We start from the raw sequence: 22,404 nt of genomic DNA, 5'->3' as shown, positions 1-22,404 counted from the left end.
GTGCAAGGTCCGGTTCGTACGGCTGTTCCGGGCCGCCCGCCCCCCGCTTCTCCCCGATTCCCGAAAACTGTCGTTCTTGCATGAAATTTCAGCAAAGGATTGCATCCGAGCGGCAGCTTGAGTAACTTCCGGGCAACACCCCAGAAACAAGACTCAAGACAAGATTCCGTGGAGGCACCCCCGATGCACCCCCCACGGCCCGCGACATCCGCGCGGCTTCGCCGGGCGGCCGCCGTCGTCGCGACGGCGTTGCTCGCCACGGTCACCCCCGTGTCCCTCGCGGTCCCCTCATCTGCCGCTTTATCCGGTTTATCCGGATTATTACACTTAGCCGATCCGGTGGTGTCGGCGGTCAGCCGTTCCGCGCAGCCGGGTGACGCCCAGCTCGCCGGGGACGCGCTCCGCGCCGACCTGTCCCGGGAGCGGCTCTACTTCGCGATGACCGACCGTTTCGCCAACGGCGACCCCGGCAACGACCGCGGCGGCCTGACCGGCGACCGGCTGAAGACCGGCTTCGACCCCGCGGACAAGGGCTTCTACCAGGGCGGCGACCTGGCGGGCCTGATCGGCGAGCTGGACTACGTGAAGGGCCTGGGCAGCACCGCGATCTGGCTGACCCCCTCGTTCAAGAACCGCCCGGTCCAGGGCAGCGGGAACGACGTGAGCGCCGGATACCACGGCTACTGGATCACCGACTTCACCCGGATCGACCCGCATCTCGGCTCCAACGCCGACATGAAGCGCCTGGTCAAGGAGGCGCACAAGCGGGGCATGAAGGTCTTCTTCGACATCATCACCAACCACACCGCCGACATCATCGACAACCAGGAGAAGACCTACTCCTACCGGGGCAAGGGCCCCTACCCGTACGTGGCGACCGACGGCACCGCCTTCGACGATCGCGCGTACGCGCTGAAGGACACCTTCCCGAAGGTGAACGCCGAGTCGTTCCCGTACACGCCGGTGGTGACCGCGAATTCGAAGGTCCCGGCCTGGCTGAACGACCCGCTGATGTACCACAACCGGGGCGACTCCACCTTCACCGGCGAGAACTCCGAGTACGGCGACTTCTTCGGCCTGGACGACCTGTGGACCGAGCGTCCCGAGGTGGTCAAGGGCATGATCGACATCTACCAGACGTGGGTGAAGGACGCGGGCGTCGACGGTTTCCGGATCGACACCGCCAAGCACGTGAACATGGAGTTCTGGCAGCGGTTCACCCCGGCGCTGCACGGTTACGCGGCCAGGCTGGGGAACGAGAAGTTCTTCATGTTCGGGGAGGTGTTCAGCAGCGATGTGGCGTACGCGTCGCGGTTCACCACCAAGGGCGGCATGGACGCGACGCTGGACTTCGCCTTCCAGGAGAACGCGCGCTCGTTCGCCGGTGGCGCGCCCGCGTCGGGGCTCGCGGGCCTGTACGCGGCCGACGACTACTACCTCGACGCGGACTCCAACTCGGCGTCGCTGCCGACCTTCCTGGGCAACCACGACATGGGCCGGATCGGCTCGTTCATCAAGGCCGACAAACCGGGCGCTCCGGACTCCGAACTGCTCGCGCGGGACACGCTCGCACACCGGCTGATGTATCTCACCCGGGGCCAGCCGGTCGTCTACTACGGCGACGAGCAGGGCTTCACCGGCGCGGGCGGCGACAAGGACGCGCGGGCGCCGATGTTCGCCTCCCAGACGGCGGACTACCTGGACGACGACCTGATCGGCACGACCGCGACGCACGCGGCGGACAACTTCGTCACCACGCATCCGCTGTACCAGTCGATCGCGGCGCTGGCGAAGCTGCGTGACCGGCATCCGGCGCTCGCGGACGGCGCGCAGATCCAGCGGCTGGCCGAGGGCAACGTGTACGCGTTCTCCCGGATCGGGGCCAAGGAGCAGGTCGAGTACGTGGTCGCGGTGAACAGCGCCACGACGGCGGCCACGGTCCAGGTCCCGACTTATACCGCGAACGCGGGATTCACCACCGTCTACGGCGGGACCGGCGCGGTGACCTCCGGCGCGGACGCCAAGGTCGCGGTGAACGTCCCGGCGCTGGGCGCGGTGGTCCTGAAGGCCAACGCCAAGCTGGGCACTCCCGCCGCCGCTCCGGCGGTGTCGATCACGCTGCCCGGCACGGAGATCAGGGGCACCGCCGAGGACGGCCGCGTGCCGGTCACGGCGGACGTGCCGGGCACCGGCTTCGACCAGGTCACCTTCGCCGCCAAGATCGGCAACGGCCCGTGGAAGGTCCTCGGCACCGACGACGCCCCCAACGGCCGTACATTCCGGATATTTCATGACCTGAGCGGGATCGCGGCGGGGACCGTCGTCGCGTACAAGGCGGTCGTGAAGGACTCGGCGGGGCGGGTCGCCTCGGCGGGCGCGTCCGCGACGGTGGCGCCGGAGCCGCAGATACCCGGCGGCGGCACGGTCAAGCGGGACTACCTGGTCGTGCACTACCAGCGAACCGACGGCTACGACGGCTGGGGCCTGCACGCCTGGGGCGACATCGACCAGGTCGTCGAGTGGGGCTCGCCGGTCGCGCTGGAGGGCGAGGACTCCTTCGGCCGGTTCGCCTGGATCAAGCTCAAGCCGGGCGCGTCCAGCGTCGGCCTGATCACCCACAAGGGGGACGAGAAGGACGGCGGCGACCGCCTGCTCAACCCCCAGCAGACCGGCGAGGTCTGGCTGGTCCAGGGCGAACCCGACGTGTACGGCTCCCGCGCGGCGGCCCAGGGCTACGCCACGATCCACTACAACCGCCCGGACGCGAGCTACGACGGCTGGGGCCTGCACCTATGGGGCGACGCCGTCAGCGAGCCCACCGACTGGACCTCGCCGCGAATGCCGGACGGCGTGGATGCTTACGGCGCGTTCTGGAAGGTCCCGCTCAATGAAGCCGCTCCTCCGCTCAACTTCATCATCCACAAGGGCGACGAGAAGGACGGCGGCGACCGCGCGTTCGTGGCGGCGACGCAGTCCGACGCGTACGTGAACGCGGGCTCGGCCATCCTGCACCCGACCCTGGCCGCCGCCCAGAACACCCTCATCCTCCACTACAACCGCCCTGACAAGTCCTATACCGGCTGGGGCCTGCACGCCTGGGGGGACATCGAGGGCACGGTCGACTGGGGTAACCCGATCCAACCGGCGGGTACGGACGAATTCGGCCCCTACTTCCGGGTGCCGCTCAAGCCGGACGCGAAATCGATCGGCTGGATCCTGCACAAGGGCGACGAGAAGGACCAGCCCGCCGACCAGGCCGTCGATCTGACGGTCAACGGCAACGAGGTCTGGAAGCTGTCGCAGAAGGAGGGCTTCGTGCTGCCGCAGCCGCCGGGCGCCGGCGCGGACGCCGACCTGACCAAGTCCACCGCGCACTGGTTAAACCGGACGACGGTGGCCTGGAAGGGCAAGACGTCCGCTTCGTCGAGATACGCCCTCGCGTACTCCCCGAAGGCGGACATCGCCTACGACGACCAGAAGGGCGACCTGACCGGCGACATCCACCTGATCCGGCTCACGCCGGGCACGCTGACCGACGCGCAGAAGGCCAAGTGGCCGCACCTGAAGGACTACGGCGCACTCACCGTGGATCCCCGGGACGCCGACCTGGTCAGAGCCGCGTTGCGGGCCCAGCTGGCGGCGATCGAGCGGGATCCCTCCGGCGGCCTGCTGACCGCGACCGGCGTACAGATCCCGGGCGTGCTGGACGACGTCTACGCCCCGGCCGCCGCCGGCGACCTGGGCCCGACCGGCGGCGTGCTGCCGAAGTTGTCGGTGTGGGCGCCGACCGCGCAGAAGGTTGAGCTCAAACTCCAGAACCAGACCGTGCCGATGCGGCGCGACGACGCGACCGGCGTCTGGTCGGTCACCGGCCTGCCCACCTGGTACGGCCGCTACTACACCTACCTGGTCACGGTCGTCGCGGGCGGAACCCTGGTCACCAACGAGGTGACCGACCCCTACGGCCTGTCGGTCTCCACCGACGGCAAGCGCAGCCAGCTGGTCCGCCTGGACGGCTCGGCGGTCAAACCGTCCGGCTGGGACAACCTCGCCAAACCCGCCGCGGTCCGGCAGGACACGGCGTCCATCTACGAGCTCCACGTCCGCGACTTCTCCGCCTCGGACGCCAGCGTCCCGGCGGCCGAGCGCGGCACCTACAAGGCGTTCACCGGCGACGGCGCCGGCATGAAGGAGCTCAGGAAGCTCGCCGCCGACGGCCTCACCCACGTGCACCTGCTGCCCGTGTTCGACTTCGCGACCGTGCCCGAGCGCAAGGCCGACCGGACCGAACCGGCGTGCGACCTCGCCTCCATGCCCGCCGACTCCGAGCAGCAGCAGGCCTGCGTCACCGCGACCGCCGCCAGGGACTCCTTCAACTGGGGATACGACCCGCTGCACTACACCGTGCCCGAGGGCTCCTACGCCACCGACCCCGAGGGGTCCGGGCGGATCAAGGAGTTCCGGGGCATGGTGCAAGGCCTCAACAAGGCCGGGCTCCGGGTGGTCATGGACGTGGTCTACAACCACACCCACGCCGCCGGACAGGCCGACGGCAGCGTGCTCGACCGGATCGTGCCGGGCTACTACCAGCGGCTGCTGGAGGACGGCACGGTGGCCAACTCCACCTGCTGCGCCAACACCGCGCCCGAGCACGCCATGATGGGCAAGCTCGTCGTGGACTCGGTGGTCACGTGGGCGAAGGCGTACAAGGTGGACGGGTTCCGGTTCGACCTGATGGGCCACCACCCGAAGGCCAACATGCTCGCCGTCCGGCAGGCCCTGGACGCGCTGACCCGCGCCAAGGACGGGGTGGACGGTAAGGCCATCCTGCTGTACGGCGAGGGCTGGAACTTCGGGGAGGTCGCCAACGACGCCCGCTTCGTCCAGGCCACCCAGGGCAACCTGGCCGGGACGGGGATCGGCACGTTCAGCGACCGGCTGCGGGACGCCGTACGCGGCGGGGGGCCGTTCGACGCCGACCCCGGCATCCGCGGCTTCGGTTCCGGCCTGGCCGATTCGCCGGGCCCGCAGCTGTCCAACGCCGAAGAGCTGATCATGGTCGGCCTCACCGGCAACCTGAAGGACTACGTGCTGCCCTCCGGGAAGAAGGGCTCGGAGGTCTCCTACAACGGCTCCCCCGCCGGGTACGCCGCCGCCCCGCGCGACACGGTCACCTACGTGGACGCGCACGACAACGAGACCCTCTACGACGCGCTCGCCTACAAGCTGCCCCCGGGCACGCCGATGGCCGACCGGGTCAGGATGCAGTCGCTCTCGCTGGCCACCGTGATGTTGTCGCAGAGCACCGCGTTCCTGCACGCGGGCGCCGAGCGGCTGCGCTCCAAGTCGCTGGACCGCAACTCCTACGACTCCGGCGACTGGTTCAACCGGCTGCTGTGGGACTGCGCCCAGGGCAACGGCTTCGGCGCCGGGCTGCCGCCCAAGGCCGACAACGAGGCCAAATGGCCCTACGCGAAGCCGCTGCTGGCCGATCCGGCGCTCAAGGCGGACTGCGCGGCGATCAACGCCTCGCGGGCCAGGTTCGGCGAGCTCCTGAAGATCCGCTCCTCGTCGCCGGCGTTCGCGCTCGGCTCCCTGGCCGAGATCCAGAACCGGCTGACGTTCCCCGCCGCGGCGACCCCGGGTGTCATCACGATGCGCCTGGACGCCGCCGGCGTCGACCCGCGCTGGAAGTCGATCACCGTCGTCTTCAACGCGACCTCGCAGGCCAGGCAGCAGACCGTTGCCGCGCTCGCCGGGGCCACGGTCACGCTCCACCCCGTCCAGGCCGCCTCCGGCGACGCGATCGTCAGGCAGTCGGCCTTCGACGGGACGACCGGCACGTTCACGGTCCCCGCCCGGACAGTGGCGGTGTTCGTGCAGCCGGTCTAAGCGATAAGTCGGGTCCGGGTGTCGTAACCACCCGGACCCGAGCCGGGTATCCCTCCACGCAAGAAGAAGGCCCCGATGAGACGATACAAAACCCTGATCGCGATCGCATCAAGCCTGATCGCGGCCATGATCGTGATCATCCCCCGCGCCGAGGCCGCTCCCGCCGGCTACGGCCCGATCGTCAAGCTCTGGAGCTGGAACTGGAACTCGGTGGCACGCGAGTGCACCGACGTGCTCGGCCCCGCCGGGTACGGGGCCGTCCAGGTCTCCCCGCCCAACGACTCCATGTCCCGCGGCGGCGCCGTCTGGTGGGACATCTACCAGCCCGCCCGCTACACCCTGACCAGCAAGTTCGGCACTGAGGCCCAGTTCAGGGCGATGGTGGACGCCTGCCACGCGGCCGGGGTCAAGGTGCACGCCGACGCGGTCATCAACCACATGACCGGCCAGGGCGCGACCAGCTACGGCGGCTACTCCTTCAGCAAGTACGACTACCCCGGCCTCTACTCCGCGGCCGACTTCCACACCCCGTGCGTGATCAACGGCTCCGACTACACCAACGACGCCTGGCGGGTGCAGAACTGCGAGCTGGTCAGCCTGTCGGACCTCAACACCGGCTCGGAGTACGTGCGCGACCAGATCGCGGGCTACCTCAACCGGCTGACCGCGCTCGGCGTGGACGGTTTCCGGATCGACGGGGCGAAACACATCAACCCCGCCGATCTGGCGGCCATCAAGGCGAGGCTGACCGGGTCGCCGTACATCCATCAGGAGGTGATCTACGGCGCGGGCGAGCCGATCCAGCCCAGCCAGTACACGGGCATCGGCGACGTGCACGAGTTCGTGTACGGCCGCAAGATGAAGGAGCAGTTCACCGGGCAGATCAGGTGGCTGTCCACGTTCGGGGCGAGCTGGGGCCTGTCGGTGCCCAGCGACAAGGCCGTCACGTTCATCGACAACCACGACACCGAACGCAACGGCTCCACGCTCAACTACAAGTACGGCGACACCTACCTGCTCGCCAACGTCTTCCTGTTGAGCTGGCCCTACGGTCTCCCCCGGGTCTTCTCCGGCTTCACCTGGTCGGACAGTGAGGCGGGGCCGCCGCACAACGGCAGCGGCTTCGTCACCGACACCGACTGCGGCAACGGCCAGTGGACCTGCTTCCATCGGCAGATGTCCGGCATGGTGGGCTTCTACCGGGCGGTCGAGGGCACCTCGGTCGGCAACTGGTGGGACAACGGCGACAACGTCATCGCGTTCAGCCGGGGTTCCCAGGGCTGGGTGTCGATCAACAATTCGGGGTCCGCGCTCAGCCGGACGTTCACGACGGGGCTGCCCGCCGGGACGTACTCGAACGTGGCCGGAACGGGCACGGTGACCGTGGCCGGGGACGGGACGGCGAGCGTCAACGTGCCCGCCAAGTCCGCGGTCGCCATCCGGGTCGGCACCACGGCCACCCCCTCCCCCACTCCTACCGGGAGCAACACCGCTACCATCTACTACGGCACCTCGTGGACCACGGCGAACATCCACTATCAGCCGTCGGGCGGGTCCTGGACGGCCGTACCGGGCGTCGCCATGGATGAGACCGCCTGCACCGGATGGAAGAAGAAGACCATCAACCTCGCAGCGGCGACCAGCCTGAAGGCCGCGTTCAACAACGGCTCGGGGACCTGGGACAACAACGGCGGAAACGACTACACCATCGGCGCCGGCGTCAGCCGGGTCAGCGGCGGGACGGTGACAGCCGGCAACCCGTGCGAGTCCAATGGATCCGTGTCCGCCACCTTCAGCGCCACCGCCACCACCGCGTGGGGGCAGAACGTGTTCCTGGTCGGCAACCTGGGCGCGCTCGGCGCGTGGAACCCGGCCAACGCGATCCCGCTCTCGGCGACGGCCTACCCCGTCTGGTCGGCCACGCTCACCCTGCCCGCGAGCACCGCGGTCGAGTACAAGTACCTCAAGAAGAACAGCGACGGCACGGTGACCTGGGAGAGCGGCGCCAACCGCACCTTCACCACCCCGTCCGGCTCGACCGTGACGCGCACCGACACCTGGCGCTGACGCGCACGCTCCTGTCCCGGGCGCCCTGACCTGGCCCGGGGCAGGCCCTCACCTATCAATCGGTGCGCCGCCGTATCACTCACGCCAGATAGGCACGAGCAGATCAGGATTGAACGGCACCCTGCCCAGTTTTCCACTTGGAAGGACGATCACAGCGTGTAGCGCTTCCCGGATGTGAGCGCGTTTCAACGAAATCGGCATACCGCCCTCCTCTACCGGTAGATACCAGCGGCGGCGCAGATCGGCGACATCAATGGTTAGCCGACTCTGCCGCCGTTCCGCCACAGCCTCGAACTTCGCCCTTTCGGACCTTAGGCGACGGATTTCTTTTGAAGCTTGGGGAGGACTCGATAATAATGATCATTCGAGAATTCCGCGGCGATCCACTTATCGGTAAACTCTTCCAGCCGCTCAGTGGCCTCCCGATATTCCTGTTCATAGGACCACTCGACTCCTTCGGACTGAGCGAATTGCACTTCTTCCATTTTGTGCAAAACGAGTTCCGATATGAAGTGGTCGACCAGGTCCCCACGACGCCCTACGCCCGAACAGCCACCAGCGGATGGCGACTGACAGACGTAGCGAAAAACCTTTCCGTCGGTGTAGGTCTTCACCCGTAGGCGGCTGTCACAGGCACCCCCGCCGTCTTTCGGCTTTCCGCAGCGTAGTATCCCAGTGAGCAGATGCGAGGGATCGCGATGATCACGAGGAAGGTCGCCGATCACGTTACCCGACGCATCGACGCGCTTCCCCGCACGTGCAGCAAGGATCTCGCGCACTGCCAGCCATTTTCAGGCGTGACGATGCCTGCCCATTCACCGACGACGGGGTCCCCGCTATCGTCACGCACTAACTCCCCGTCTAGCTCACGCCAGCCGCAAATGCGCGCGCTGTAAGTTACTTGCCGCACACTGTTCGGCTTCCATAGATTACCTTGCGGCGTACGTACGCCAGCGCGATTCCACTCAGTGGCGATAGAAGCCCTGGATTGCCCCGCGATAAACTTATCGACTGCATCACTGATGAGCTTCGCCTCGACAGGTTCGAGCGTTCGGCGATCTTCCTTCCAGCCGAACGGTCTGGGCCCTCCGACCGGAATACCAGCCTCAGCCCGACGCCGATGGGCCTGGCGGACACGACGTTGGATCTCCCGTACTTCCTTTCTGGCCTGAACCGCAGCCATTAGCCCAGCATCTTCAACGTCTTCGTTGTAGAGATCTAGCACCCTATCTTCGTCTGCATAAACAAAGCCCTCGTTATACGTGAAAGCATCAACGAAGCGCTCGCAATCACCCGGGTGTCGCACGAGGCGATCCGCAACCCAGACAATGACCCCACGTACCGGCGTGCCATTATTTAGTTGCCCGGCCCGAAGCGCTTTCAGCATGGCCTCAAGTCGTCACGTATGACCTTGATCTTTGCTGCGGATTTGTCGTTGTCCGTGAATTCGTGAACTATCGTCCACCCATGCTTAGCCGCAGTCCGACGATTGATCTTGTGCTGATCCTTGACGCCATGTCCGTCGCGTGTCTTGTCGGCGGAGATGCGAGCGTAAGAGACCACGGGCACGTAGCCGGGATCGAGTGCGGACAACTTGACCATGGATCACCCTCCATTGGCCCCTGAAGTTATCTTCTATCCTCAGTACTGGATCGGCAACTGAGAGGCGAGGACGCCCGCAGCTGTTGGCTCCACGACGACCTGGCCGACTTCAACACCGAAAGCCCCGCCGTCCAGAACTACCTGATCGACGTCTACAACAAGTTCATCGACATGGGCGTGGACGGCTTCCGCGACACCGCCGTGCACATCCCGCGCAACACCTGGAACCGCCGCTTCCTCCCCGCCCTGCGCCAGCACGCCACCGAGAAGTTCGGCCCCGAGAAAGCCGCCGACTTCTACGTCTTCGGCGAGGTGGCCGCCTTCGTCCACGACAAATGGAACCGCGGCTCCGTCAACCACTCCGCCCAGTTCTTCACCTGGAAGGAACGCCAGACCTACGACCCCGACGACGTGAAAGCCGCCATCGAGCAATACGACTACGAGAACCTGCTGGGCCCCGCAGGCCAGCCCACCAGCGACAACGCCTTCCTGAACGGCAACACCTACCACGCCCCCGACCACGCCAAGTTCTCCGGCATGAACGTCATCGACATGCGCATGCACATGAACTTCGGCGAGGCCGCCAACGCCTTCAACAACGGCCGCGACTCCGACGACAGCTACAACGACGCCACCTACAACACCGTCTACGTCGACTCCCACGACTACGGCCCCAACAAGTCCACCGTCCGCTACGCCGGCGGCACCGACGCCTGGGCCGAGAACATGTCCCTGATGTGGACCTTCCGCGGCATCCCACCCTCTACTACGGCTCAGAAATCGAATTCCAGGCAGGCAAGCCCATCGACTGCGGCCCCACCTGCCCCCTTGGCCACAACCGGCCGCGCCTACTACGGCGAGAAACTCTCCGGAACCATCACCACCACCGACTTCGGCGTGGTCTCCGCCGCCTCCGGACCAGTCGCGACCACCCTCTCCCACCCCCTGGCCAAACACGTCCAACGCCTCAACCAGCTCCGCCGCGCCGTCCCCGCCCTCCAGAAAGGCCAGTACTCCACCCAGGGCGTCACCGGCCAAATGGCCTTCAAACGCCGCTTCACCGAAGGCCCCACCGACAGCTTCGTCCTAGTGACAATCTCCGGCCCGGCCACCTTCACCGGCATCTCCAACGGCACCTGCACCGACGCCATCACCGGCGACGTGAAAACCGTCACCACCGGTTCCCGCACCATCCCACTGTCCGGCAAGGGCAACCTCCGGACGTACGTACTGAACTCAACCGTCGGCAAGGTCGGCACGACCGGCCCCTACCTGAACTAACGCGGTAACCCGGGCTCCCTTCATCCGCCCACATGGAGGAAGGGAGCCCAGAGCGTGGCTGCGGCGGGTCTGAGCCGCAGTTCGCGCACCGGCTCATCGGGGCGGGAATTGGGCGTGGCTTGAGGGCCAACTCTGCTGGCCGCCTGACCCGGCCACGGCCGAGCCCCGCGCTGAGCGCCCACCGCCGACCGTCCGCTACCGCGGCTGGCCGACCTGGTGAACCAGCGCACTTTCTGCCATGGCGATCAGCCGGTCGGCGACCTCGTCGGCTGCCAGGCCGCGGCCGGTGAACAGCAGGTCGAAGGTGTCGAAGCTGCTGATCACGTACAGGATGTCGGTGGCCTCCTGGACGGTGATGTCGGCCCGGAGCAGGTTCTGGTCGGCCAGGCGCTGGGCCAGATGGCGCATGCCTTCGGCGCGTCCGACCTCATCGTGCCGGACGGTGTCGGCCAGGGCGTCGGCATGGAGCGCGGCCATCGAATAGATCGCGCGCACCACACCACGTTCGGCCGCGTACACGTGGGCGCCGGCGCGCAGGCTGCCGCGCAGGTGCTCGCCCGCGTCGTGGTGGGCCACCGCGGTGACGATGCGGTCGAACCCGGCCCGGTCCAAAAGATCGCGGAACACCGCGTCGAACAACCCGGCCCGCGACTCGAAGATCACATAGATGGTGGACCGGGCGACCCGAGCCTTGTTCGCCACCTTGTCCAGGCTGAGCGGCTCGGACGGCGCCTCACGCAACCGGTCGTAGGCGGCCTGCAGGATCCGGCGGCGGTTCTCCGCGGCCGTATCGGCCCGCAGACGCTGCTCGTACTTACGCGTATTCATACCTGGACACCCTACATTCCATTGACGATATGCCCAATGAAGTACACACTGTCTTATGAAAGACAGACCGTCTCATGAAAAAGGAGAAAGATCATGTCCGTGTTACGTCGGACTCTCATCTCTGTCGGCGCGCTGGCCCTCACCGCGACGATGCTGGGCGGGCAGTCGGCCGCGATGGCCGACCCCGCCGACGACAAGCCGGTCGAAAATCGGCCCGTCGTCATCAGCGACCCGGTCCCCGACGGCTACGGCTCCTGGCGGGAAGTGTTCACCGTCCAGTCCGAACTGCACGACGCCGCGATCGCGATCGTCGACGCGGCAGCGGCCGCGGGCGGGGACCAGCTCGGCTCGATCAGCGCCAACCCGCTCGACCGCGCCGTAAAGGTCTACTGGAAGGGGCTCTTGCCCGAGCGGGTCGGGCAGCTCATCGACCAACTCCGGCGCACGGTCCCGGTGGAGGTTCTCCCAGCCCGCTACTCGGAGCGGGAGTTGTTGTTAGAACAGGACCGGATCGGCCGGGAAACGCCCCCGGGTCAGCTGGCCGAGATCGGCCTTTTGCCCGACGCAAGCGGACTCGACGTGACCCTGCGACGCACCGCAGGGGTCGCTCCGGCCGCCCCGGCCAGCCCCATCCACCTGGAAGTGCACCAGGGTGAGGCGCCGATGCCGATGTATGACCGCTACCACGACACCTCGCCGTTCTGGGGCGGCGCGGCCTTCTTCGTGGCCGCCCTGGGCGGGGGATGCACGTCTGGCTTCTCCGTGGTTGACCTGTATAACCACCACATGATGGTGACCGCAGGTCACTGCGGCGCCATCGGCATGGACGCCGTCACCGGCGACCCGACCCACGCGGGGAGCGACTACATCGGCGAGTTCACACGCATCGACGCACAGCGCGACGCGGGTGTGATGGACCCATCCATTGTGCCCATCCCGAGTGGATCGGCGAGTACCGGCGGGCGTGTCTACGTGGGAGCGTTCGCCTCCAGCCAGGCGCCCTATGCCGATGCGAGCAGCCTGCCCGTGTCGGACGCCACCGCCAGTCTCCGTGGCGAGATCGTGTTCACCAGCGGGTCCCGCTCCGGATTCCGGGGCAATATCCAGGTCACCGACCCCAGCACCCACATCTGGGTCGCCTCGGGCGAGGATGTGGACGGTGACGGCTCCGGAGACGGGCTGCCCAAGTTCTATAAGCCCATGGTTAAGGCGGTCCAGCTGAATGGGCAGAACGCCACCGGCCAGGGCGACAGCGGCGGGCCGGTGGGTCAACTCACCCCTGACCAGTCGCACGTCATCGCCAAGGGCACCATCTCGGCCGGCGACCCCAACCACCCCGCCAGTTGCACGGGAGTGCCCGCGAGCACCACGCCGCTTCGGCGCTGCTCCAGCGTGGTCTGGTACGCCCCGATCAAGGGCACGCTAGGGACCTTCGGCCTCAAAATCCTCACCTCCTACTAACCCGCCTGAATCGCGTGAGCTCCCTTGCAATTGCGGAAGGATGCTCTGCCGCTGACCGAGGCTGACGGGCGGGCCGCGTCTCACAAGCGGCCCGCCCGGGCTCCCTTCATCCGCCTAGATGGAGGAAGGGAGCCCGGAGCGTGAGCGCGGCTGGGCCTGAGCCGCCGCAGCTCGCGCACCACGCGATGCAGGGCGTACGGCGTCAGCGCGGAGTCGGCCATGGCGCTCAATAACCTGGTGGCCACCTCGCAGGCGCTTGGGAGGCACGGCGGGGCCAGCCCCGCAGACCAGGCCGACGGGCTCGAGCTGATCCGTACGGGCCCCGGTCGCTTCTACGCGGGTTCCGCCACGCGGGGGATGGCCGGTAGCGGGGTCATCCCCTCGTGCGTACCACGGAGAAGCAGCACGCACTCGAACTGCGGGCACGGCGTGGTGACGCACTGCTTGGGCGACGGCACGCACACGTGCCCGGGCGGGCACACACCCGGGCATTCTGCCGCCGGGTCCGGCGGGCAGGGGTCCTGCGTTTGCGAGAGGACCGCGTCGGCGGCCGCCCACGATGGCATGGCCGACAATCCGGCCCCGAGCATGGCGATCACGATGAGCTTGCGGATCATGTCTCCCCCGAAGACAGCCGATGGAACCACTGACACGATCATGATCGCAGGCGGGCGTCAGGGAGCCGCGGAAGCATTCTCCGGGCGCGGCGTGGAGCTCACGAGGCGAGAACGCGCCCGCCGGAGAGATCTAGCTGAGGTCGTCGGGATCTTCTGACGGCCCGCCGAGTGAGTCGATCCAGCGTTCCAAGCGGTCGCCTTCGCGGGTCATGAGCTCGGGGTCGCGGAAGGTGTTGGTGAGCAGCGAGATTCCCTGGTACGCGGCGATCAGAGCGACCGCGAGGTCGCGGGAGTCGCTTCGGCCCATCGAGCGGAACTGTTGCTCGCTCCAGTCGATCAGACCCTGCATGACCTTGGCCGCGGTGCGGTCGAGACCGTCGGCGCGCTTGTCGAGTTCGGAGCAGAGGGTGCCGGTGGGGCAGCCGAACTGTGCGGCGAGGTCGCGTTGCCGTACCCAGCCGCCGATGAGCGTCTTCAGCCGGTCCTGCGGAGCGGGGAGCTCGTCGAGTGCAGCGATCATTGTTTGGAGGCGCCGCGCGTGCGCGCCGATGGCCGCCTCGACGAGGTCGTCCTTGGTCTTGAAGTAGTAGTAGACGTTGCCTACCGGGACGTCGGCCGCCCGTGCGATGTCGGCGAGCGTTGTCTTCTCGACGCCCTGCTCATGCAGCATTTTCACGGCGGCGGCGGTCAGGCGCTCCCGTTTGCCCCGCATCGCGTCGACCGGAGCCCGCTCGCTCTTCTTCAAGTTGGTCACCTAACTAACTATAGACAACCGCGGTCCGGCTGCTATGTTTCTCCTAAGTTAGTCAACTAACTCAGCCCGGAGAAGGCTCCTGGCATCAGTGATCGCAATCCATGGGAGAAGTTCATGATCGTAGTGACGGGAGCCACCGGCAACGTTGGCCGACCGCTCGTGCAGGCACTCGCGGCAGCCGGTGAGCAGGTGACGGCGGTGTCCCGAGGAGTCTCGGGCGTGGCCGTGCCGGAAGGTGTACGGCACCGGCAGGCGGACCTGGCCGCCCCAGAGAGCCTTCGGCCCGTTTTCGACGGCGCCGACGCGGTCTTCCTCCACGATGGCGGTGCCAGTGCGCACCTGCTGAGCCCGCAGGGCATCCTCGACGTCGCGAAAGCCGGCGGGGTTCGACGGGTCGTCCTGCTGTCCTCCCAGGGGGTCGCGACCCGGCCGCAGTCGTCCTCCCATGGGATCGGGGGACGGTCCATTGAGGACGCCATCCGGCAGTCGGGCATGGACTGGACGATCCTGCGGCCTGGTGGCTTCGCCTCCAACACCTTCGCGTGGGCCGAGACGATCCGCGCGCGGCGTACGGCCGCCGCGCCGTTCGGCGACACCGGGCTGCCGTTGATCGACCCGGCCGACATCGGCGAGGTCGCCGCCGCGGCCCTGCGCGAGGACGGTCACGCCGGGCAGGTCTACGAATTGACCGGGCCCGCCCTCAGCACGCCCCGCCAACGAGCCGAGGCGATCGCCGCGGCTCTCGGCGAGCCGATCCGGTTCGTCGAGCAGACCCGCGACGAGGCCCGCGCGCAGATGCTGCGGTTCATGCCCGAGCCCGTGGTCGAGACCACCCTGGCCATCATCGGCGAGCCCACCCCCGCCGAGCAGCGGATCAGCGCCGACGTCGAGCAGGTCCTCGGCCGCACGCCTTGCACATTCGCCGAATGGGCGATCCGCAACATTGCCGCCTTCCGGTGACCAACCCGAGGTGACGTTCCGCCGCTTCCGCACCCTGTTCGGGGCGGGACTTGGGCGTGGCTTGAGGTTGTCGCGGACAGCTGTTGAGAGCCTCGTCAGTAGCCTCGGGGGATGTCCCTCCCCTGGTCGCGGATCCGGTCTATACGCGGGCGTCTGACACTTGGCGCGATAGCGGTTGCGGCTATCACGCTCATCCCCGTGGGAGTGGCGACCGACGTGATCACCCGGCAGGTGGTCGCCACGAACATCTGGGAGGAGGCGAAGGACGTGGCCTCGCAGGTGGCGACGCGGATCCGCAACGGGGAAGTGGTCATCAACCCGATCCCGCCGCAGAACGGGGTAGACATGATCCAGGTGGTCGCGCCCGGGGGGCGGATCCTGGCGACCAGTAACGCGGCCCGGGATCTGCCGGCGTTGAGCCCGGTCTGGCCGGGGCCCTACGACCGGATCAGGGAGCTGGTGTCCTGTCCGCTGCCGGACGGCCGGTGCGTGCACGTGACCGCGGTCCGCGCCACCCCGGCCCCGGACTCCCCGGTCGTGTACGCGGGAAAGCAGACCCCGCCCGTCGTCCGCAGCCGCATCCTGGCCACGGTGATCGCGGTCCAGCTGATCCTGCTCATCGCGTTCATCGGCTGGGTGGCCTGGCGGATCGCGGGCCGGGCGCTGCGGCCGGTGGAGGACATCCGCGCCGAACTGGCCGAGCTCACCGAGAACGATCTGAGCCGCCGGGTGCCGGAGCCGGAGAGCGAGGACGAGATCGCCAGGCTGGCCAGGACCGCGAACCGGGCGCTGGACCGGATGGAGCAGGCCGTGATGAAGCAGCGGCAGTTCGCCGCCGACGCCTCGCACGAGCTGCGCACGCCGATCGCGGGAATCCGGGCGCAGCTGGAGAGCGGGCAGCTGCACCCGGACGACATGGCGGACGCGATCGAGGCGGCGCTGCGGGACACCGACCGGCTTGAGTCGATCGTCACCGACCTGCTCTTCCTGGCCAGGATGGGCGCGGCCCAGACGACGGCGCGGGAGGAGGTGGATCTGGCGAACCTGGTCGCCTCCCACGTCGCGGCCCGGCCCGCGCGGGTGGTGGCCAAGCTGGACCTGCAGCCGGGCGTCCGGGTCGAGTGCGTGGTGTCGCAGCTGGCGCGCGCGATCAACGAGCTGCTGAGCAACGCCGACCGGCACGCGGCCACGGAGGTGAGCGTGGACGTGCGGCGCACCGGCGATCAGGCGGAGCTGGCCGTCTGGAACGACGGCGAGCCGATCCCGGCCGCCGACCAGGCGCGGATCTTCGAACGGTTCACCCGGCTGGACACGGCCCGCAGCCGGGGCAAGGGCGGCACCGGGCTCGGCCTGGCCATCTCTCGCGAGGTCGTGGAGGCGCACGGCGGAACGCTCGACGTCGAGTCAGAACCCACCGGCGTGCGCTTCGTCATCCGGCTCCCGCTCCCCGGCACCCGGCGACCCGGAGCCCGATAAGGATCACCCGGCTTGGCGTTCGGCGGCTTCCGCGCGGCGGCGTTCGACGGTCTGGAGGCCGAGGAGGTCGTCGGGTGGCGCGTCCGGGACTTCCGCGTCGAAGCGGGCCAGCCGCCGCACGCGCAGCGCGATGACCGCGATCAGCGCGATGGCCAGCGCGAACACCACGTACATGAAGCCGATGCCGCGGCCCTCGCCGACGCCGATCACCGCGCCGACGGTTCCGGCGAGCGGCCCGCCTTCGGCCAGCAGCGGCTCGAACAGGGCGCTTCCGTAGGGGGCGACGAGGCCGAACGCGAGCGGCAGGGTGGACCAGGCGATGAGCGTGTTGAGCGCGATGACCCGGCCGTGGAACCGCTGCGGGACCTTGACCTGGATGATCGTGGCGTAGATCCCGTTGACCAGGGTGAGCGCGAGCGACATGCCGAACGCCCCGGCCGCGATCACGAGCAGGTCCTGCCGTACGCCGGTGACCAGGCAGAACACGGCCAGCACCAGGGTGGCCAGGAGCACGCCGCGCAGGCGGTGGCGGCGCGGGCCGCCCCAGACGGTCATGGCCAGGCCGCCGAGCAGGACGCCCACGCCCCCCGCGAACGACACCCTGCCCACGTCGGTGAGCGTGGCGAAGGCCAGCACGAGCGGGCTGAGCAGCAGGAACAGCGGGGACAGGAACACGTTCAGGCCGGCGAAGAACAGCAGCATGGCGCGGAAGTTGCGGTTGCCCCAGGTGTAGCGGAAACCTTCGGCCATCTCGGTGAGCAGGGATTCGCGGCGGCGGAAGCCCATCGTCTTCGGGAACCGGATCAGCAGCACCGAGGTGAACGCGAACGCGTAGCTGACCACGTCCAGGACCAGGATGCCCTCCAGGCCGATCGCGGCCATCAGGCCGACGGCGATCAGCGGGACGATCAGCTGGGCGGTGCCGGTGACCATCTGCACGATGCCGTTGGCGTGGCCGAGGTATCGCTTGGGCACGAGCTGCGGGATCGCCGCGCCATACGCGAGGCGCTGGAAGGTGAGGGCCACCGAGAGCAGCGCGAGCAGCGGGTAGACGTGCCAGGTCTGCAGGTTGCCGGTCCAGAGCAGCAGGCCGAGGGCGAGCTGGGTGCCGCCCGCGCCGGCGTCTCCGGCGAGCATGACGCGGCGGCGGTCGTACCGGTCGGCGATCACGCCGGCGAGGGGGGCGACCAGCATGCCGGGGACGAGGGCGATGACGGAGAACAGGGCGAAGCTGACCAGGGAGCCGGTGGTGACGTAGATCCAGAGCGGGATGGCGAACTCGGTGAGCGCCGACCCGACGATGGAGACGAGCTGCCCGGCGGCGACCGCGCCGAAGCGTTTCAGGCTGGGGCGGGTGGCGGGCGCGAGCACGTCGCCCGGCGTGGATGTTCCGTGCAGCCACCAGGAGCGGTCTGGGGCTCGCTCTATCCGTTCGGTACGGCCCGCGGCGATCGCGTCCTGCGTGCCCGTGACGATCTCAGCCAGTTCCGCCGCGCGGTGCTTGAGGAAGAAGTGGCCCGCCTCGTCCAGGACGACCAGGGCGGCGGCGTCCGTGAGGTGATGCCACTCGCGGAAACGCTCCTGGTAGAACTCGGTGGCCGGGTCGCGTTCGCCGACGACCGAGATGATGGGGGCGGTGAGGCGTTCCGCCGTGTCATGGGCGTACAGGCGGGTGAAGTACGCCTCCGCTTCGCGGGTGCCCTCGCGGCGATTGCGGATGATGGCCTTGAGCTGGTCGTCGTCGAGTTCCTCGATGTCGAGTCCGGCGGCGATCAGGGCGTTGGCCCAGACGCGGTCGCTGCGCAGGCGTTCGCCCAGGTCGCGGAGGGGGGTGGCCATCGAGGAGGGGCGGGCGAAGGGGAAGATGCCGCCGACGTGGACGGCGTCGACGGTTCTGCCCTCGGCTTCGAGGCGGCGGGCGATCTCGACGACGAGCATGACGCCGAGGCCGCAGTGGCCGTACAGGGAGAGCGGGCCCTGGACGGTGGTGCGGATCTCCTGGACGCAGGCGTCGGCGACCTCGGCGATTGGCCGCGTCTCCTCGTCCAGACCCCATTCCTGGCCCGGTACGGCTACCGAGTGCAGGGCCCACTCGGGGGGCATCGCGTCGGCCAAGGGTTGGTAGATGGCCGCGCTGCCGCCGCCGTACGGGACGCAGACGAGGGTGCGGGTGGCCGGGCGGGCGGGGGTGAGCCGGTGCAGGAAGCGGCGCGGTCCTTCGTCGGCGCGGGAGGCGAGCGCGCGTACGGTGCGGTGGCGGAAGATGTCCATGATGGTGACCGGGCGGTCGGTGACCTTCCGCAGCCGGGCCACCACCTGGGCGGCGAGCAGGGAGTGCCCGCCGAGCGCGAAGAAGTCGTCTTCGGCGCCGACCCGGTCGAGTTCGAGGACTTTCGCCCAGACGTCGGCGATGGCCTGTTCGAGCGGGGTGGCCGGGGGGACGTAGACCTCGTCGGCGGATCGTTCGTCGGAGGGCTCGGGCAGGCGGTCCCGGTCGACCTTGCCGTGGGATTTCAGGGGGAGTTCGTCGAGCCAGACGTAGCGGGCGGGGATCATGTAGTCGGGGAGGCGCTCGGCCAGGTAGCCACGTAACGACGGCCGTTCGCCGGCGGAGTCTCCGACGAGGTAGGCGACGAGGCGGTCGCGGCGGAAGTCGACGACGGCCTGGGCGACGGCGTCGTGGCGGGTGAGGACGGCTTCGATCTCGGGGAGTTCGACGCGGTAGCCGCGTACCTTGACCTGGAGGTCGCGGCGGCCGAGGAATTGCAGTTCGCCGGAGGGCAGCCAGCGGCCCAGGTCGCCGGTGCGGTACATGCGGGAGCCGGGTTCGCCGTACGGGTCGGGGACGAACTTCTCGGCGGTGAGCGCCGGGCGGCCGAGGTAGCCGCGGGCCAGGCGGTCGCCGCCGAGGTGGATCTCGCCGACCACGCCGATGGGGGTGGGTTCGCCGCGTTCGTCCAGGATGTACGCGCGAGCGCCCGGGAGCGGCCGCCCGATCGGGAGCAGGCCGGTGGCGGTGCCGACGTCGTGGGTGGTGACGCCGACGGTGGCTTCGGTGGGGCCGTAGTGGTTGACGACGCGCAAGCCCGGGCGGACGAGAGAGGCGGCCCAGTCGGCCTGGGAAGCTTCGCCGCCCAGGATCAGGAGTTTGCGCGGGAGGACGTCGGTCTCCTGGAGCAGGGACGCCAGGTGGCTTGGGGTGATCTTCAGGTAGTCGGTCCCGCGCAGGGTCTCCGCCAGTTCGGCGGCGGGCAGGCGAGGGTTGAGCAGGTGGAGGGTGCCGCCGGTCATCAGCGACAGGTAGAAGACCGTGATGCCGAAGTCGAAGGAGAGGGATTGCAGGAGGGCGTAACTCCCGCCGGGCTCGACGGCCAGGCGCTCGCGCACTCCCGCGAGGTATTCGAGGACCTGGCGGTGCTGGACGGCGACCCCTTTGGGGCGGCCGGTCGTGCCGGAGGTGTAGATCACATACGCGAGGTCGCCGGATACCGGACGAATCACATCTGAGTCGTCGATCGGGACAGCGTCCGGGGGGATCAGGTGGTCGACAGGGAGCTGCGTGGTGGCGATCGCGATCTGGATTCCCGCGTCCTCGATCATGTACGCGAGGCGGCTGGCGGGCTGCGCCGGGTCGAGGGGCACGTAGGCCGCTCCCGCCTTGAGCACAGCGAGCACGGCGACAGCCACTTCCACGGACTGTTCCAGACATATCCCGATTCGCGTGTCCGCGGCCGCGCCGAGTTCGCGTAATCGTCCGGCGAGCGCGTCGGATCGCTCGGCCAATTCGGCATATGTCAGGGAATCGTCGCCGCACGTTACCGCGACCCGCCCCGGTGGTCCCGCCACGACCTCGTGCAGAAGAGACGCGACGGGCGCGGACGCGGCTGGGCTTGCGGCGAAGCCCAGGACCTGGGTTCGTTCCTCCGAATCCAGCAGCGCCAGCTCGGACAGCCGCCGGTCCGGATCGGCCACGATCTCCCGCAGCAGATTCGTGAAATGCCGGGACATGCGGGCGATGGTCGCCTGATCGAACAGATCGGTGTTGTACGCGAACTGCCCGACGAATCCCTCGCCCGTCTCGTAGAGATACAGCGACAGGTCGAACCGGCTGATCCCAGGCTCCACCGGAAACGCGCTCAACCGCAGCCCATGCTGGTCCAGCCCGGTCCTGAAGTTCTGCAGCGCCAGCGTCACCTGCGCGATCGGCGACCTGCTGACATCCCGCTCGACGTTGAGCTCGCTCACGAGCCGGTCGAAGGGCAGATCCTGATGGGCGTACGCGTCCAGCGCGAGCGACCGGGTCCGCGCCAGGAACTCGCTGAACGACGGATCACCGGACAGATCGGCTCGCATCGCCAGCGTGTTGACGAACATGCCGACGACCCGATCCAGTTCGGGCAGGCTGCGACCGGCCACCGGAGTGGCGATGGCGAAGTCGCTCTGCCCCGAGTACCGGCCGAGCAGCACCTGATACGCGGCCAGAAGGATCATGTAGGGGGTCGCCCCGCCGACGGCCAGCGACCCGAGCGGCACTTCCACCGGGAAGTCGAACACCGCTCCCGCGTGGCCCATCTCGGCTGGTCTGGGCCGATCCGTGGGCAGTTCCAGAACCGGCACCCCTTCGAGCCGGTCCCGCCAGTACGCGGTCTCCCTGCCGAGGTCCCGGTCCCGCTGCCAGTGGGCGTAGTCACCGTACTGAATCGGGGGCGGCGCAGGTGTCTCGCCCCGGCACAGGGCCAGGAGCTCCGACAGGATCACGTCGAAGGAGATGCCGTCGGTCACCAGGTGGTGGGCCGCGAGGAGGAGGACGTGGTCGCGGGGCTCGAGCCGTACCAGCAGGGCTCTCAGGAGCGGGCCCGCGGCGAGGTCGAAGGTCCGGGTGAGTTCGGTTTCGATCAGGAGGCGGGCTTCGGCCGGTGAACCGGCGTCGGCCTGCCGGAATTCGGCGCGCGCGCCGGGGTCGACGGTCACGACCGGGATGCCGTCCTCGGTCGCCGTGAAGCGGGTGCGCAGCGCCTCGTGGCGCTGGACGATCTCGCCGAGCGCCGCCTCGACACCGTCGAGTTCGCCTTCGATCCTGACGGTCAGCGGCACGGTGTACGTAGTGGTGCCCGGCCGGTACTGCTCCAGGAACCAGAGCCGTTCCTGGGCCGGGGAGAGCACGAGTCCGGCCGAAGGGTCGCGCGGCGGGATGGCGCGGGTCTCCTCGCGGCGGCGCAGCCGCTGAGCGAGCAGGGCCCTCTTGTCGGCCGACAGTGTGCTCACGACATCCTCCGACGACAGAGATCTGTAAAGATACTTACCGGAAAGAGTCTTTACAGTTTGCAAGTGATCGACAGTGTGACACGGTCCATAAACCACCGGCAAGGCATGAAAACTAGGGCTTGTCGCGCGCGCGTGCAGCGTGGTTCACTGACGCCGTCCTCAGATCTGTAAGCAAACTTTCCAGTAACAAACTTTCCAGTT

The 22,404-nt window shown here is 68.3% G+C and carries 11 protein-coding genes; 6 read left to right on the top strand and 5 right to left on the bottom strand.

What is annotated here, in order from left to right; genetic code table 11:
• Window positions 1-183 precede the first annotated feature (183 nt).
• Complete coding sequence (gene pulA, locus ABGB08_RS36420; protein ID WP_347600185.1) at window positions 184-5,892, top strand: pullulanase-type alpha-1,6-glucosidase; 5,709 nt, start codon at window positions 184-186, stop codon at window positions 5,890-5,892.
• Window positions 5,893-5,967: 75 nt separating this feature from the next.
• Window positions 5,968-7,959: a carbohydrate-binding module family 20 domain-containing protein gene (locus tag ABGB08_RS36415; RefSeq protein ID WP_347600182.1), complete on the top strand. Its 1,992-nt coding sequence runs from the start codon at window positions 5,968-5,970 to the stop codon at window positions 7,957-7,959.
• A 311-nt stretch (window positions 7,960-8,270) separates the two neighbouring features.
• On the opposite strand, the gene ABGB08_RS36410 is transcribed toward ABGB08_RS36415, so the two are convergent.
• Window positions 8,271-8,738: a zinc ribbon domain-containing protein gene (locus tag ABGB08_RS36410; RefSeq protein ID WP_347600180.1), complete on the bottom strand. Its 468-nt coding sequence runs from the start codon at window positions 8,736-8,738 to the stop codon at window positions 8,271-8,273.
• Window positions 8,739-9,606: 868 nt separating this feature from the next.
• On the opposite strand from ABGB08_RS36410, the gene ABGB08_RS36405 reads away from it, so the two are divergent.
• The gene (locus ABGB08_RS36405; protein WP_347600228.1) at window positions 9,607-10,842 is read left to right on the top strand and encodes an alpha-amylase family glycosyl hydrolase; all 1,236 of its coding nucleotides are present in this window, start codon (window positions 9,607-9,609) and stop codon (window positions 10,840-10,842) included.
• A gap of 195 nt (window positions 10,843-11,037) precedes the next feature.
• On the opposite strand, the gene ABGB08_RS36400 is transcribed toward ABGB08_RS36405, so the two are convergent.
• Window positions 11,038-11,670: a TetR/AcrR family transcriptional regulator gene (locus ABGB08_RS36400; protein WP_347600177.1), complete on the bottom strand. Its 633-nt coding sequence runs from the start codon at window positions 11,668-11,670 to the stop codon at window positions 11,038-11,040.
• Between the two features lie 93 nt (window positions 11,671-11,763).
• On the opposite strand from ABGB08_RS36400, the gene ABGB08_RS36395 reads away from it, so the two are divergent.
• A complete protein-coding gene (locus ABGB08_RS36395) occupies window positions 11,764-13,131 on the top strand; it encodes a hypothetical protein (protein WP_347600174.1) in 1,368 nt (455 codons plus the stop codon).
• A gap of 332 nt (window positions 13,132-13,463) precedes the next feature.
• Here the strand turns inward: ABGB08_RS36395 and ABGB08_RS36390 are convergent, their stop codons facing one another.
• The gene (locus tag ABGB08_RS36390) at window positions 13,464-13,748 is read right to left on the bottom strand and encodes a hypothetical protein (protein WP_347600171.1); all 285 of its coding nucleotides are present in this window, start codon (window positions 13,746-13,748) and stop codon (window positions 13,464-13,466) included.
• A gap of 130 nt (window positions 13,749-13,878) precedes the next feature.
• Window positions 13,879-14,502 (bottom strand): TetR/AcrR family transcriptional regulator, encoded by a 624-nt coding sequence (locus tag ABGB08_RS36385; protein WP_347600168.1) that lies wholly within the window; start codon window positions 14,500-14,502, stop codon window positions 13,879-13,881.
• A gap of 114 nt (window positions 14,503-14,616) precedes the next feature.
• Between ABGB08_RS36385 and ABGB08_RS36380 the strand changes: the two genes are divergently transcribed.
• Both ABGB08_RS36380 and ABGB08_RS36375 read left to right on the top strand, forming a co-directional pair.
• Window positions 14,617-15,462, top strand: coding sequence for an NAD(P)H-binding protein (locus tag ABGB08_RS36380; protein ID WP_347600165.1), 846 nt, complete (start codon window positions 14,617-14,619; stop codon window positions 15,460-15,462).
• A 198-nt stretch (window positions 15,463-15,660) separates the two neighbouring features.
• Window positions 15,661-16,938 (top strand): ATP-binding protein, encoded by a 1,278-nt coding sequence (locus tag ABGB08_RS36375; RefSeq protein ID WP_347600162.1) that lies wholly within the window; start codon window positions 15,661-15,663, stop codon window positions 16,936-16,938.
• 3 nt (window positions 16,939-16,941) lie between these two features.
• Here the strand turns inward: ABGB08_RS36375 and ABGB08_RS36370 are convergent, their stop codons facing one another.
• Window positions 16,942-22,203, bottom strand: coding sequence for an amino acid adenylation domain-containing protein (locus tag ABGB08_RS36370; RefSeq protein WP_347600159.1), 5,262 nt, complete (start codon window positions 22,201-22,203; stop codon window positions 16,942-16,944).
• Window positions 22,204-22,404: the final 201 nt, after the last annotated feature.

The sequence above is a fragment of the Acrocarpospora sp. B8E8 genome, assembly GCF_039871605.1.
Taxonomy (GTDB): domain Bacteria; phylum Actinomycetota; class Actinomycetes; order Streptosporangiales; family Streptosporangiaceae; genus Acrocarpospora; species Acrocarpospora macrocephala.
Note: the sequence above shows the minus strand (reverse complement) of the source record. Positions and strands in the feature narration are given on the sequence as shown.